The organism is Holdemanella porci, assembly GCF_009696075.1.
GTDB lineage: Bacteria > Bacillota_I > Bacilli_A > Erysipelotrichales > Erysipelotrichaceae > Holdemanella > Holdemanella porci.
Genome location: NZ_VUMR01000001.1, coordinates 84,260 through 100,180 on the forward strand (window position 1 = coordinate 84,260; position 15,921 = coordinate 100,180).

A 15,921-nucleotide genomic window follows, 5' to 3' on the forward strand; every position below is an offset into this window, starting at 1 on the left:
CACCCCCACTCTATGACATATTATGCTACTTTGTACCACTATAATACATCATTTTGTCAAAAAAGGCCATAAAATAATCAAAATTGTTTTGAATTTTTTGTTGACCACAAATATAACCCACAATCGTTACTTGCATACGCTTACATGCCTATTTTTAGCATTTTTGTTTTGACAAACTATCTCACTTTGATATAATCAACACGCATAAGGGAGAGATGATATGAGTTTTCTATATTTTATTTTGGGGCTTTGTCCCATTTTGTGGCTAATATTTGCGCTAACCGTACTTGGATGGCCCACATATAAAGCTGCCTTTGGTTCTTTAATTATTTCTGTACTATTATCCGTTGCAATCTGGCAACAAAGTTTTCTAAATACAATGACAGCTGCTTGTGAAGGCTTCTTAATGGCACTATGGCCTATTATTGTTGTAATTGTCGCAGCCGTATTTACTTATAACCTGTCACTACGCACACGCGGTATGGAAATCATCAAACAAATGATTACTAGCGTTTCAAGCGACAAACGAATTCTTGTCTTACTTGTCGCATGGTGCTTTGGTGGGTTTATGGAAGGTATGGCCGGATTTGGTACTGCCATTGCCATTCCTGCAAGTATGCTTGTAGCTTTAGGCTTTGATCCTTTATTCTCTTGTTTAGTTTGTCTAATTGCCAACGGAGTTCCCACTTCATTTGGTTCCATTGGTATTCCAACGGTCACTTTGGCTAATTTAGTTTGTCTTGAAAATGCTCAGCTTGCATTTACACAAACCCTTCAATTAGCTCCATTTGTGTTAATATGTCCATTCTTGATCGTTATGGTCACAGGAAAAGGCTTTAAGGCATTAAAAGGCGTCACAGCACTGACTTTAGTTTCTGGATTAAGCTTCTTGATTCCTCAAATGATCGTTGCGAAATTTGTAGGTTCCGAATTATGTGTTGTGGTAGGAAGCGTTTGTTCATTGTTATGTACAATTCTTTTGGGTTCTAAGTTAAAGCCAAATCCTGAATACGAAATGAAGTTAGAAACAAACGAAAAAATTACGGTTAAAAAGGCATTAACGGCCTGGTCACCATTTATTTTTATCTTTATCTTCTTATTATCGACTTCAAAATTAGTAGCACCTATCCATACATACTTGTCACAATTCGCATCAACTGCCATTATTTATACAGGAGACAATCCTAGCACAATGACATTTACTTGGATCAACACACCAGGTGTATGGATCTTCTTATCGGCTATTTTGGGTGGTTTAATTCAAAAAGCTACATTTAGAGATTTCAAAGTGGTATTTATTGCCACAATCAAACAGATGTCGCAAACCATTATTACCATGCTATGTGTACTTGGATGTGCTAAAATCATGGGATATGCAGGTATGATTGCGAGTATCGCATCCTTCGCCATTGCGATTACAGGAAGTTTCTATCCATTCTTTGCCCCTTGGATTGGCTGTCTAGGAACATTTGTGACGGGTTCAGGTACAAGTTCAGGCGTATTATTTGGTGCCGTACAAGAAAGCGCAGCCCAAAGCTTGAATGCCAATCCATATTGGATTGTCGCACTAAACTCTTTGGGTGTGGCAGCCGGTAAAATGTTGTCACCACAATCAATCGCCATCGCATTAAGCAGTGTCGATGGACAAGGTCAAGATTCTAAATTATTATCCATGATCTTACCTTATGGTGTTGGTTTTATCATCGCTATGAGTTTTGTGGCTTATTTTGGTCAAATGGTATTCTAAAATTAAGAAAAGAAAATAAAAAAAATATGGCTTAGGAAAATTTCCTAAGCCATTTTAATTGCCTGTACGGCAACGCATCCAGGTCCACCCTGCGTAATAAATGCAGGAGATAAAGGATAAATCACAACTTTTACACCTTCAAATGTTTCTTTGATTTTCTTTTCAAACATCATTGCCAATTCTTCATTAAAAGCATGTGAAATATAAAATGTATAATTGGAATCAAAACCATTATTTTTAAAATCTTCAACCACCATATTGACAGCCTTTTTATACGTACGACTCACGCCAAACTTATCTAAGCCCATGCCATCAACGCCTTTTTTCAAAATTGGAATCAATTTTAATGCACCACCCAATGTAGCAGCTAACCCTTTGATTCTTCCACCACGAACTAAGAATTGAAAATCAACAGGGACTAAATACGACTCTTCCTGCATACGACTTTGAACGATCATCTTTACGATATCCTTGGCATTTGCCCCATTATTTGCCATTTCTAAAGCCGTATCCACCATCAAACGATGTGGCCCACACAACGTCTGCGAATCTACGACATGTACTAAGTCGGGATAGTCACAAGAATCCTTTGCCATCATAGCCGTCTGGTACGTTCCACTTAAACCAGAAGCCATCGCAATATCAATCACTTCATTACCATCCTTAGAAAGTTTATTATACAAATCAATCTTTTCTCCAAGACTTGGCTGTGAAGTTTTAGGAATCTTGTGCTCTTCAATCATCGTTAATAATTGTGTACTTGTGATATCCTCAAAATCACGATATGTTTGTGAATCCACAGAAATATTCAAAGGAACAATCGACAACCCTTTTTTCTTTGCCGATTCAATCGAATACATTGTCGATGAATCAGAAATAATATGAATCATTCTTTTTTACCTCTCTTTAGATAAACAATAATATAGATGTCACTAGAAGTCAATGCATCTAGTATTAATTTCTAGATTGTGTAACAATTTATTTTATGTTACAATCAGATTATGAAAAATTATACATTTCCAAAGTGGACCGAACTACCCGAAATTGACCTATATATGGACCAAGTGATCACCTACATCAATGAGAAATTAAAAGATACTTATTTCTATGATGAAAAGTTCATTACCAAAGCCATGATCAACAACTATGTCAAAACTGGTATTGTCCATCCACCCGTCAAAAAACACTACACAAAAAGTCATTTAGCCTACTTTTTAGTTTTAACCATCCTAAAAAGATGTTATTCTATGCAACAAATCACATCTTTACTTCATATTTATACGAATATGAAAGATTCAACCATCGAACAAGCCTATGACTTATTTATATCTCGATTTGAAGATTCATTAAATGACGTTTTTAAAAACAACCGAAATACAATCCTATTTGAAAACGCCAATCCTGAACAAGAATTGATGGATAATGTCATTCAATGCATCATCTATAAGATGCATACAGAATATACTCTAAAAAAATACGAACAAGAATAGAGAGCAATCTCTATTTTTTATTGTATAGACAACAAAATTACACTTTTTAAAAGCTTACATTTTCACGATAGAGTTACCGAAAGAAAATTCAAAAAATCTTACAACAGAATACCATAAATTATAATGACGAGAGTTACAAATACTCTCTCAAATCTTACAATTCTTAACTAAAGAAAATTGCCATCTCGGCTCACTGCATTTTGGCATAACAACTGAAATGGCACTAGAATCACTGTGCTATATACAAATCTTTTATTTCCTTCAAAATCTGATCTTTCGTTCTTCCTACTAATCCCAACTGTTTAAGGTCAATGTTTTCATTTTGCATCCGCTGTACAAACTCTTGAATATCCACATATACTCTATGAGGAGCTTTAATTGTGAGCGTGGGGTCAATCAATTCAGTCAAGCGGAAAACGTCGTTCTTATGTTTCTTGATGTTTTTGCTGTCAACATGTTCCTCTGAAGTTTTGCGATCTGTCAAATCTATCCAAGCTTTTGCCTTAAATGGAATCAAATATGCCGCATCCAAGACAGTTACTCCATTGACAGTGACTTTCCCCTTTGTCAAAAACTCGTAGTAATCATCATCCAAAAGAATAGCAGACAGACTTGAAATATCTTCGTCCATTGGTAATGGTGTTATCACTGTATCTTCCGGAAGTTGAATGGCATCCAACTTTCGCGTGAATAGTTCGATCATCGCAGGATACTGATTAGAGACTGGATGACTAAAACGATAAAACTGCGGCACACCAGAACTCTTATTACAATATTCATATCCAGCCTGTTTTACATATTCCCAAAATTTCTTTCCAAAATTCACGTCAAGTGCTTCAATAATCAGAACAAGGTCAATATCCTTTGTTGCTCTAAAATCCAAACCTCCCTCTGTCATCAGAATGTCACACGCCGTTCCTCCAATGATTGCATATTGTTCTTCATACCCTTTGAACCATTCCTTAAAACTATCAATTCCTGTAACCATCTATCTTCCTCCACAGTTCATTTAGCATTTCTTCAACTGCTTCTTCAACTCTTTCATCTACATCTTTTTTCAACGCCAATGCCAGTGAAAGTTCATCTACAATATTTCGTGTGGACAATTTTTGAGGATTATATCTCCACATTTCTACGACCACTTGTTCCGTCGAATCCTGTAAGCTATTTGTCATAATATCTTTCCATTGAGAAATTCTTTCTGTTGCATAGTATTTGATGTTTGGCGAATTCAGCATGGTATACTCTGCCAATGCCGAATATCCACTTTCCAACAATTCTGTTTTCACCAATTCTTTTGGAATATATATCGTTCGTTTTACTGGATTTTGCAGTATATCTCCTGCTTTTTTAAACAGCATTTTCGCAGAATCCTCAGAACACAGAATTCTTTGCACACCGACTTTCTTTATATGCACCATTCCCGTTTCTTCAAGTTGTTTCGATGCCCTTGATATTGAAGTAGGTGTCAATTTTAAGTCTTTTGCAGCCTGACTTGTAGACATTTCTTTTGCACCTCCATAAATGAAATGCAATAGAAGCATCTGAGCCGATGGAAGTAATTTTTTGTGCGGTTTTCTTTCGGCATTGCACCTTTGCTGCAAATACAACGCCATAAAAGGTAGATATATCTGCCTTCCTTCTACGATAAATGGGATTCTCTCACGAATCAAATATTCTTTCTGCCGGGAAATAATCTCTTTCAACACTAGCACAACAGGCATATTTTCATTTTTCTGTATCCTTGCAATGTGCTTTTTCAGCACTTCAATTGGCTCCAATTCAGTTTTCGGATATAGGAAAATCACCTTTTTCCCATTCATAGAAGCCATCTGTAAGCGATACCTTGTAACAATAAAGTTAGGCAAATGCGTGAACTCCACATTCTCATAAGTCACTTCGATTCCAAGAACTTTATTGAGATACTCCATATGTCCACCACCTTTCTTAACTCTTTTACTGTATCTTAACTCTTTTTATGTTAAGATGCAATATTAGAGTTAAGATAGACTTCAAACTTACACTATCACAAATAAACTTTCACAATATTCATACATTTCATTTAATTCTTGTACCATTCACTTTACTTTATGAGTATTCCACGCACTGAGAACCACCCATTTCATCGTCTTGAGCCATTTATACACATTCAGTTGTAAGATGTATTTGTAGAATTTAAAACGCATCAATGTATATACAATCCTTAAATAAATCGTACCATTCTTTTACTGGGATTTGAGAAATACTTAATCCAACATATACATACTTTACATTTTAATATTAATAAGTATCAATATCCAAGATACCCTAGCATCTTTAAAAACTAAATACTATGAGTTATAGTGCATTGTCATTGTAATGACAACGACTCCAAAAAAAAAGAAGATGTACCATGTACACCTTCATTAAATTAGTCGACTACAACAGTCCATCCATAAGGATCTGCAATTGTACCCCATTGAATACCTGTTAATGTGTCATATAACTTTTGTGTTAATTCACCCGTTTTAAAATCAGAAACAGTAACTTTATCACCCTTGTAGTACAATTCACCAATTGGACTAATTACGGCAGCCGTACCTGTTCCCCAAGCTTCTTGTAGTTTACCGTTGTGACCTGCTTCCATCAATTCATCCACAGACAAATGTCTTTCTTCGATTTCATATCCCCAATCTTTCAAGATATGTAAAATAGAATCACGAGTAACACCAGGAAGTACTGTACCTTCACATGGAGCTGTCACAATCTTATTATCAATTTCAAACATAACGTTCATTGAACCAACTTCTTCAATGTATTTACGGTGAACTCCATCCAACCATAAAACTTGAGAATAACCCAATTCTTCAGCTTTTACTTGAGCAGCTAAACTACCTGCATAGTTTCCACCGCATTTTGTAAATCCAGTACCACCTTTAGTAGCACGAACATATTCATCTTCTACATAGATCTTAACAGGATTTACACCTTCGGCATAATAAGCACCAACAGGCGAACAAATAATCATAAATTTATAATGACTTGCCGCATGTACACCAATCGCAGCTTCTGTCGCAAACATGAATGGACGAATATATAAAGATTCACCCTCACCTGTTGGAATCCAGTCTTCTGAATACTTCACAATTGTTTTTACAGCTTCCACAAACATGTCCACTGGCAAAGTTGGCATACTCAAACGTTTATTGGAGTTCGCAAAACGCTTCGCATTCATTTCAGGTCTAAACAATTGAACCTTACCATCCTTAGTACGATAGGCCTTCATACCTTCAAATGTTTCTTGTGCATAGTGCAATACCATACTTGCTGGATCAAATTCTAATGGTCCATAAGGTACGACTCTGGCATCATGCCATTCTTGACCAGCATCCCAATCCATCACAAACATATAGTCTGTGTAATATTTACCAAAGCCTAAAGCTCCAGTTGGTTTTTCTTTTAAGTTTTTACTTTCTACAAATTGTACTTCCATAAATTTGTCCTCTTTTCTAAACACGTATGATAATACCACGTTCTGTAAATTATTTCAACACATCACATTTATTTACATTCATTTTCAAGAAAATGAACAATTGTTTCAATCATAACACCTGTAGCCACTTCATCCTTATCACTCGTTCCTGCAATATCCAAGTGAATCCACTGAGTACCTTCCTCAATAAATTCTTCTAAGAAAGCCGCAGCCAAACTTGCATTTCCACCCAAAGTCTTTGAGTTAATCAAATCCGCTACCTTTGAACACTTCAATTCCGAATGGAAATATTCATCCACAGGCAAACGCCAAATCTGTTCTTTTGTAGCTTTTGAAGCCCCTAAAAAAGGCAAATAGAAACTATCATCATTACTAAAGATTCCAGTATATGTACTTCCTAAAGCACGAACACAAGCACCCGTTAAAGTCGCCATATCGATGACACGTGTAGCTCCTAATTTTTGTGCCATTGTCAAGGCATCTGCCAAAATCAATCTTCCTTCGGCATCGGTATTTGTGACTTCGATCGTCTTACCACTTAAACTTGTGATCACATCCCCATCGACAAAGCCATGTCCATTGATTTTGTTTTCAGTAATTGGTAAAACACACACAATATTCTTTTCTATTTTTAATTCAGCTACTAACTCTAAAGCACAAAGCATATTGGCAGCCCCACACATATCATACTTCATACCATGCATATTTGACTTGATATTGTAGCCACCCGCATCATATGTAAGACCTTTGCCAACAAGAGCTGTATAGTCTTCGTCTTCCTTACCACCATCATAACGAATAACCACCATAAAACATGGTCTGTCCGATCCTTGATTTACAGCTAAAAGAGCACCGGCACCAATTTCTTCTAAATCGTCTTGTGCTAATACTTCAATTTCCATATCATACTTTTCAGCCACCATCTTCGCTTCATCCACCAAATGATCAGGTGTTAAAAAGTTTGCGGGCATATCACTCATTTCACGCGCATGATTTACAATACGAGCTACTGTTTTACCTTTTTCAAATTCATCTTTAAAACCATCACTCTCTAAATCATACACCTTCGTCTCTTTATAGCTATACGCTCCATATACAAGTCCAAAACCAGCCGCATACGCCGTGTTTTCAGTGACATACACCAAATAATCATCCGCATCGACTTTACTAAAAGCTTCCTTAATGTTCTTTTTGCCATCACCCAAACCAACGACCACGATTTTTTCACAATCCAATTGATTTAATGTATGAATTGTTGTAATCTTACCAAATTCTAAATCCAATTTTACATCTTTAAAAGCCGCTAAACGCTCAGGTAATGTTTCTCCTTCAAACAATCCGATACAAATATTTTTCATATCTATTTTCCCTCCGTCATTTTCTTTGATTTTTCACCACAAATACGCATAGCCGATTCAACACTCGCTCTAAAACCCATTCTTTCCAGCTCGCAAACCGCATCAATCGTTGTTCCACCAGGTGAACAAACCATATCTTTTAAGGTACCTGGATGCATACCTGATTCTAAGACCATCTTTGCACTTCCCAAAACAGCTTGTGCCGCAAATGTATACGCCTGAGTTCGAGGTAAGCCTTGTGCCACAGCTGCATCTGCCATCGCTTCAATAAACATAAATACATAGGCAGGACTTGAACCACTCACACTGGTTACGGCATCCATCATAGTTTCTTCGACGACTTCACATTTGCCAAAACTATTAAAGATAGACTGAACGCAAACTTTATCTTCTTCAGTAACCAAATCATCAAACGAAATGGCACTCATCGCAGATAATACCAATGCGGGCGTATTCGGCATTGCCTTAATCACCTTTATATCTTTGCCAAAGTATGTCTTCACATCTAAAATGGTTACACCTGCCGCAATATCCACAATAATCACATCGGATTTGACACTGTCCTTGATTGTTTCAATCACCTTTGGATAGTGCTTCGGCTTCACACTCAACACCAATACATCACTATTTTGTGCTACTGTTTTTTCATCTAAACTCGTTTCGACTCCATACTTTTCATGTAGTACATCTAAATTTTCCTGGTGATGATCACACACCCAAACTGTATTAAATACATGGTTCTGACAGATTCCTTCAATCATGGCTTTACCCATGTTTCCAGCACCAATAAAACCGATTGTTTCTTTCATAATACCCTCCTTAAATCGAATATGTCTTTCTTCTTGAAAATTCTTTTTGTTTACCCTCATTCCAATCCTCTAAGTTTCGATAATATCCTGAAACACGAGAATAGATTTCGGTTGATTTGGAACATTTCGGACAAATATTTTGATGACCCAATAGATAGCCATGTTCTTCGCAAACCGAATATGTTGGCGTAATTGTGAATACAGGCACATCGTAGTTTTCATAAATGGTCTTCACAAGTAGGGCAATCATTTTCCAATCCGCTATCCCATGATCAATAAAGACTGGAAATGAAGTGGCTCCACAATATTGATTTTGAAAATCTTGTTGTATACGTAAAGCTTCAAAGACATCATCCGTACTGGCGACATCTAAATGCGTTGAATTCGTATAATATCCATGACTTTGAATTTCTGGATACAATTCCTTATCAATTTGGGCAAAATGCGTACATACACTTTCTGCTGGTGTAGCCTCTAAATTAACTTTTTGACTTTGATTTAAAAGTTTTTGATTTAAAAACTCTAACACTTCCATGGAAAAAGTTTGTGCATCCAAATCCATCAAATCCTTCTTTAACCATTTCGCATTCAAACAAGCCTCATTCATACCCACAATACCTAAAGTACCATAGTAATCATTAAAATCCGATATATAGGCCTTGGTATACGGATATAAGCCGGCCTCCAACAATTGATTTAACACTTGTCGCTTGACTTCAAAAGAACGAAGGGCCACATCACTTAAATTATCTAAACGCTTAAAGAAATCTTCCTTACTACTTGAAAGATACGCTAAGCGTACTATGTTTAATGTCACAACCCCCATACTTCCACATAAAGGTTTATAGCCAAAATATCCTTCCACATCTTGTTTTTCTTTTGTCAAAAAATAAGGCGTTCCATATTTGGCACAAGCCTTAAACAACTCTTCTTCGTGCATCCAATCAAAATCTGGATTTAAGTAAAGGGCAATAATTGGAAATTGAAAACCACGACCTGAAATATCTCCCTTATTGATAACTTCAAATAAGGCATCATGAAGAATCTTCATTTCCTTTTGACAATCTCCATATGTAAAATCACATTCACACCCGGCTACAATTGCCTTTTTGTTTATAAATTCGTGCGGAACATTCCAATCCAAAGTAATCTGACTAAAAGGAGCTTGGGTACCCCACCTTGAAGGAATATTTATCCCATATATAAAGCTTTCTAGACAATCACTGACCATCTTGAAAGATAGCTTGTCCTGATGAATAAAAGGTACGAGTAACGTATCAAAATGTGCGAATGATTGGGCACTGGCCCATTCATTCTGCATGATTCCTAGAAAGTTGACCATCTGGTTACATAACGTCGACAAATGCTTGGCAGGAAGGGATGAAATCATCTTATTCACAGAAGGAAGTCCTTTTAAAATGAGATCTTCTAAAGACCAGCCTGCACTGCATCCCGTCAACATATTGATATTATGAATATATAGATCCCCATTTTTATGTGCGTTGGTAATTTGGGCATCATACACTTCACTCAACCAATAATTCGAAGTGATCATACCTGAATTAGATAAGATCAAACCACCCACAGAATACGTTGCCATGGAGTTTTCATCTTCCAAAGAAATATTATCGTGTAAATACGAATTGACTAAATGAATATATTCATTAGCCGTCGATTGAATCTTACGTACATTTTCTCTTTGTTTACGATATAAAATATATGTCTTTGCGACCGGATAATAGCCAGATTCTGACAACGTTTTTTCAACACTATCCTGAATCATTTCTACACTAATGCGATTGTCTTTGATCTTCGTTTGAAAATCAGCCGTGGCTCTAAGTACCAGTAAGTTGATAATCGCATCATCTTTTTCCATATGTAAAGAATCAAAAGCTTTGGATATGGCCGAAAAGATTTTTGACGAATCAAAACCAACTATGGACCCATCTCTTTTTTCGACTTCGATCATGCTTGATCCCCCCTTATCTTTACATGTTTAACATATTTTTCGAATATGTTTTTATATTTTAAAACAACTTCAAAACTAGGACGATGCAACGAATGATCAATGGTCGTTTCACTATCTTCAAAAGGTTGTAAAATCACTGTATCCACGCCTTGAAGCCATTCTCCTAATTCTTCTATAGTTTCTTGATTATGCAATTCATCCACCAAAGTTACACAAATGTCATATGGTATAACCGATTGCTTCAACAAATCCAAAGACTTCTCAATATCCTTTAGATCCATATCCTCAACCCCACACGTTTTCGCATAGGCACTCGGAGCATTTTTGATATCTAGACTGACATGATCTACCAATTTTTGTGCAAGGATGGTTTTTAAACGTTCATAGAACATACCATTCGTATGAATCTTAATTTTATAGTTTAAAGTCTTGGCATACTGTAGAAAGGAAACAACCCCCTCATGCATCAAAGGCTCTCCTCCCGATATATAAATGCCATCTAAATCTTTGCGATGACTCTCTAAAAATTCATTGATTTTTTCCGTAACGATCGGATACATGTTTTCTTTTAAATACACCAAATCTTTTGAATGACAATACGGACACTTTAAATTACATCCCCCTGTATATAAAGAACAACTCAAATGTGAATCATAATCCGATAATGATAATTTTTTTAATTTATAAAACTGCAGATTGGTCTGCTCCAAATCCGCATAGCTTCTGGCATGATTGGATAAAGTCTGATAAAACGTAGTAAAAACTTCAATATTCTCTGCCGTTAGATCTTGTGTAATGTGATGCCACCAGTCTCTACGAATCCCATAGATTTCAGATATATGTTTTTTCGTGAGTGCCGTCGTATATAATTCTTTAACACGCTTATCTTTAGCACTTGTTAAGATGGAAACATAACCCAAAGTATTCAATTTTTGAACATTTTTTGTGACCGTACCCTTGTCATATCCACCAACCTGTACGATTTGTTGGAGGGAAATACCTTCATTCTCATAGATTTCAATCAAGATTGGAAGCTGGGCATAACTCAAATTCAAATCTTGCAGCATCTTATCATAATATTTCTGTGTACTTCGATAGAGGATACTTGAATCCATCAATAAATCATTTTGTTTTTCCATACAAGTATTATAAGGTATTTTGATAAAGAAAAAAAGGACCGAAGTCCTTTTGAGATTATTGTGGTTTTGCGTCGAAATGTTCATCACGAACAACAACGTCGTGAGCTCCACCTTCGACAATACTTGTACTTGATACTAATGTAACCTTCGCATCTTTTTGAAGTTCAGGGATTGTTAAGCATCCACAGTTACACATTGTATGACGAATCTTAGATAAAGATAGACCTACATTGTCTCTTAAGCTACCTGCATAAGGAACATATGAATCAACACCTTCTACGAAAGACATTTTCTTGTCTCCACCAACATCATATCTTTGCCAGTTACGAGCACGAGCACTACCTTCACCCCAGTACTCCTTCATGTAATTTCCATTTACACTTACAATCTTATTTGGAGCTTCTTTGAAACGAGCAAAGTAACGACCCAACATAACGAAGTCAGCACCAAATGCCAGTGCTAATGTGATGTGGTAATCATGTACTATACCACCATCTGAACAAATTGGAACATAAATTCCAGTTTCTTCAAAGTATTCATCACGAGCTTTCGCAACATCAATTGTAGCTGTAGCTTGTCCACGACCAATACCTTTTTGTTCACGAGTGATACAGATAGAACCTCCACCGATTCCAATCTTAATAAAGTCAGCTCCTGCATCCGCTAAGAAACGGAAACCGTCTCCATCTACAACGTTACCAGCTCCGACTTTTACGCTGTCACCATAGTGTTCACGGATCCATTTAATTGTTTCAGCTTGCCATGCAGAATATCCTTCACTTGAATCAATACATAAAACATCTACTCCAGCTTCTACTAAAGCAGGTACACGAGTCGCATAGTCACGTGTATTGATACCAGCACCTACAATGTAGCGCTTTTTATCATCCAATAATTCATTTGGATTATCTTTGTGTGATTCATAGTCTTTTCTGAACACGAATGCCTTTAAGTGTTGTTCTTTATCAACGATAGGCAACTGATTTAATTTGTGTTCCCAGATTAAATCGTTTGCCTCAGACAATGTAATATCTTCATCTCCGACGATCAAATTTTCAAATGGTGTCATAAATTCCTTAACCAAGGTCGAATGATCCATACGACTTTCGCGATAATCACGACTTGTTACGATACCTACTAATTTACCATCCGCTTGACCATTGTCAGTAACAGCCATTGTTGAGTGTCCTGTCTTAGTACGAAGAGCAATTACATCCTCTAATGTTGCTTCAGGGCTAATATTTGAATCGCTGCCAACAAATCCAGCCTTAGTCGATTTTACTTTACGAACCATAGCGGCTTGAGACTCAATTGTTTGACTACCGTAAATAAAACTTACTCCACCCTCACGTGCAAGTGCACAAGCCATTTCTTCACCACTAACAGCCTGCATTACAGCACTTACCATTGGAATATTTAAAGATAGTGCAGGTTCTTCACCTTTTTTGAATTTTACTAAAGGCGTTTTCAAACTCACCTTATCCGGTGTACAATCCGGACCTGTGTAACCAGGAATCAATAAATACTCACTGAACGTTCTAGATGGTTCTTCAAAAAATTTTGCCATTGTTTATCTCCTTCTCAATTTAACCTATATTATATGTTTTGAGTTCTACGCCGTCAAGCCAAATTGACAAACGACAACACTAAATGCTGCAATATGAATATCCTGTGTTTCTAACGCATTACTATTTCCATCATCAAACAAGACTCTAGCTTCTTGGTCCAAATGATAATCATAAGGAATGTTAGTTGGATTAAAGAAAGCCATACAATGATCATCCCCTTTTTGACAAGAATAGACTAAGACTTGATCATAGATCGAATCAAATTGAACACCTTTTTCAATGTCTTCAACCGTGCTCAATCTAAAACAAGGATGTTCTTTACGAAGCTGGATCAATTCCTTTGTACGCTCTACAATTTCAATATGATGATCCCTTCTTTGATAATCAACACGATTGTAATTATCCGAACGATTGTATGTATTCCCTAAACCTTGTTTAGTGCGACCAAACTCTTGACCACAATGAATAAATGGAACCCCTTGTGCAAGTAATACCATCGCATTGGCCATGATCTGTCGTTTTTCTCTTAAATCACGACTCTCCCCATGACAACATACTCTGTTTTTATCCCATAACGTATGATTATCATGACACTCTACATAGTTAATGACTTTCGCTGGACTATCAAACACATGGTCCATACAGCTTGCGGCCATTACACATTTTACTTGATAGAATAAATCGGCTTGTCCTGACGCAAAGCCTTTTCGTGAAAGCTCATCATTCGATCCACGAACAACTTCACGGAAACGATCCGAGAAATGACCAACATGTGGCATCTTAGCTTGATTCAGTTGTGAAGCACGAATCTCTTCCGCCACAAAGCTTGGCATATTCCAGCCTTCCCCATAAATCATAAAATCCGGTTTCAATTTTTTACATTCTTCACTAATTTCATTCATTAAGTTATAATCTAGAATTCCCATAAGATCAAAACGGAAACCATCCACATCAAATAACTCAATGATCTTCTTACAAGTTTCTAAAAAATATTTACGCGCCATATATGGCTGTGTATCAATATCATTGCCACAGAAACTTCCATTCGAAAATTCACCTTCACGATTCATTAAGAAATAATAATCAGGCACCATATTTTCTAACGCAAAATTTTCTTTGACATACACATGATTAAACACCAAATCCAAATTCACTCGAATGCCTGCCTTGTGGCAATCATGCACCAAATTTGCAAACTCCTCGATACGTAACTTCGCATTCTTTGGATCTAGTGAATAGGCCCCTTCCAAACAACGATATTGTACAGGATCATAGCCCCAGTTATAGAAAATATTTGGATACACTTCATCCACACTGCCAAAATCAAATACAGGCATCAATTGTACGTGTGTCACACCTAATGATTTTAAATAACTAAAACCCGTACTGTGTGCCTTTGTGATTTCATTTTCTTCCGTAAAGCCCACAAATTTTTTTGGATGACTCACACCAATTCCAGTTTGACTTGTCATATCACGAATACTTGCCTCATATATAATCGCATCGCATTCACTATCCATTGGCTTCAATTTGATTTTTTTTGGAAGTTTTAAACTCTTAGGATCAACAATCACACTATATTGGCCATTCGGACCACTAAAACAAGTATAAGGATCTGTTACCCCTTTATATTCTCCATTCACACGTACTAAGTAAGAATAGTGAACTCCATTTAAATCTTTGTTAACAGTAAGCGAGAAAACCCCTTTATCCTGTCGAACCATCGATTCAACGATCTTTTTCCCGTTTAAGACATATCCCACATATACGGCAAGAGCTGTGGGTGCCCATACTTTAAAGGTTGTCTTTTCCGGTGTATATGTAACTCCTAGATCCTCTTTTTCATACATGTACTCTTTCGCAAAACGCTCTGTTTTGACAATATGAGAGTATTTGGCAACACAAGTTTTACAATGTTCATCATACACAGTGTATTCTTGACCCATTTGTAAATTCCCGTTTAAAGACAATGAATAATGCGTATATCCATTGTATAGATCACTTTGAGACTGAATCGTCAACGGAATAATACGATCCTTTGTATCTTTCATATGGAAAATACGACTTTTTCCACCAAAAAAATTTTTGGACATATAAACATCCAAACAATTGTAATCATCTAGATAAGCTTCATATGGCTCCTTCATTCGCATATGTAGTATTCCTCATTTCCTTTTATTTTACGTATCTATTGTAACATGTATACAGACAATTTTTTAAAAAAATGTTAAACTACTTCATAGAGATAATATGAAGTGACCTCCTATTGTCAATACGTGGATTACGACTCATAATTGAATTGATTAAAAACACTTATGGTGTCGATGCCATAACACAATAGGAGGTCACTATGAAAAGTATATTATCTG

12 protein-coding genes are annotated in these 15,921 nt (G+C 36.4%); 2 read left to right on the forward strand and 10 right to left on the reverse strand.

Translation table 11 applies throughout. The annotated features are described in order from the left end of the window. Positions 1-220 precede the first annotated feature (220 nt). Complete coding sequence (locus FYJ55_RS00390; RefSeq protein WP_154555153.1) at positions 221-1,747, forward strand: L-lactate permease; 1,527 nt, start codon at positions 221-223, stop codon at positions 1,745-1,747. A 44-nt stretch (positions 1,748-1,791) separates the two neighbouring features. Here FYJ55_RS00390 and FYJ55_RS00395 read toward each other — a convergent pair whose 3' ends face one another. Continuing rightward, positions 1,792-2,637: a DegV family protein gene (locus tag FYJ55_RS00395; protein WP_154555154.1), complete on the reverse strand. Its 846-nt coding sequence runs from the start codon at positions 2,635-2,637 to the stop codon at positions 1,792-1,794. 111 nt (positions 2,638-2,748) lie between these two features. Here FYJ55_RS00395 and FYJ55_RS00400 point away from each other — a divergent pair, with 111 nt between their 5' ends. Continuing rightward, entirely contained in the window at positions 2,749-3,237 is a 489-nt protein-coding gene (locus tag FYJ55_RS00400; protein WP_154555155.1) for a DUF1836 domain-containing protein, read from the forward strand. A 229-nt stretch (positions 3,238-3,466) separates the two neighbouring features. Here FYJ55_RS00400 and FYJ55_RS00405 read toward each other — a convergent pair whose 3' ends face one another. From FYJ55_RS00405 to pulA, 9 genes are all read right to left on the reverse strand, one after another. After that, positions 3,467-4,225, reverse strand: coding sequence for a hypothetical protein (locus FYJ55_RS00405; RefSeq protein ID WP_154555156.1), 759 nt, complete (start codon positions 4,223-4,225; stop codon positions 3,467-3,469). After that, positions 4,209-5,105, reverse strand: coding sequence for a MarR family transcriptional regulator (locus tag FYJ55_RS00410; RefSeq protein WP_229771012.1), 897 nt, complete (start codon positions 5,103-5,105; stop codon positions 4,209-4,211). The genes FYJ55_RS00405 and FYJ55_RS00410 overlap by 17 nt, the downstream gene beginning before the upstream one ends. A 542-nt stretch (positions 5,106-5,647) precedes the next feature. Continuing rightward, a complete protein-coding gene (locus tag FYJ55_RS00415) occupies positions 5,648-6,709 on the reverse strand; it encodes a branched-chain amino acid aminotransferase (RefSeq protein ID WP_154555158.1) in 1,062 nt (353 codons plus the stop codon). A 68-nt stretch (positions 6,710-6,777) separates the two neighbouring features. After that, positions 6,778-8,067: a M17 family metallopeptidase gene (locus FYJ55_RS00420; RefSeq protein WP_154555159.1), complete on the reverse strand. Its 1,290-nt coding sequence runs from the start codon at positions 8,065-8,067 to the stop codon at positions 6,778-6,780. A gap of 2 nt (positions 8,068-8,069) precedes the next feature. After that, positions 8,070-8,876 (reverse strand): pyrroline-5-carboxylate reductase, encoded by an 807-nt coding sequence (gene proC, locus FYJ55_RS00425; protein WP_195836621.1) that lies wholly within the window; start codon positions 8,874-8,876, stop codon positions 8,070-8,072. A gap of 10 nt (positions 8,877-8,886) precedes the next feature. Beyond that, a complete protein-coding gene (gene nrdD, locus FYJ55_RS00430; protein WP_154555161.1) occupies positions 8,887-10,845 on the reverse strand; it encodes an anaerobic ribonucleoside-triphosphate reductase in 1,959 nt (652 codons plus the stop codon). Continuing rightward, positions 10,842-11,984 carry an anaerobic ribonucleoside-triphosphate reductase activating protein gene (locus FYJ55_RS00435; protein ID WP_195836622.1) on the reverse strand — a complete coding sequence of 381 codons (1,143 nt, stop codon included), beginning with the start codon at positions 11,982-11,984 and terminating at the stop codon, positions 10,842-10,844. Before FYJ55_RS00435 ends, nrdD begins: the two co-directional genes overlap by 4 nt. Positions 11,985-12,039: 55 nt before the next feature. Next, positions 12,040-13,551: an IMP dehydrogenase gene (locus FYJ55_RS00440; protein ID WP_154555163.1), complete on the reverse strand. Its 1,512-nt coding sequence runs from the start codon at positions 13,549-13,551 to the stop codon at positions 12,040-12,042. A 45-nt stretch (positions 13,552-13,596) separates the two neighbouring features. Next, complete coding sequence (pulA, locus tag FYJ55_RS00445) at positions 13,597-15,705, reverse strand: type I pullulanase (protein ID WP_229771013.1); 2,109 nt, start codon at positions 15,703-15,705, stop codon at positions 13,597-13,599. Between the last annotated feature and the right edge of the window lie 216 nt (positions 15,706-15,921).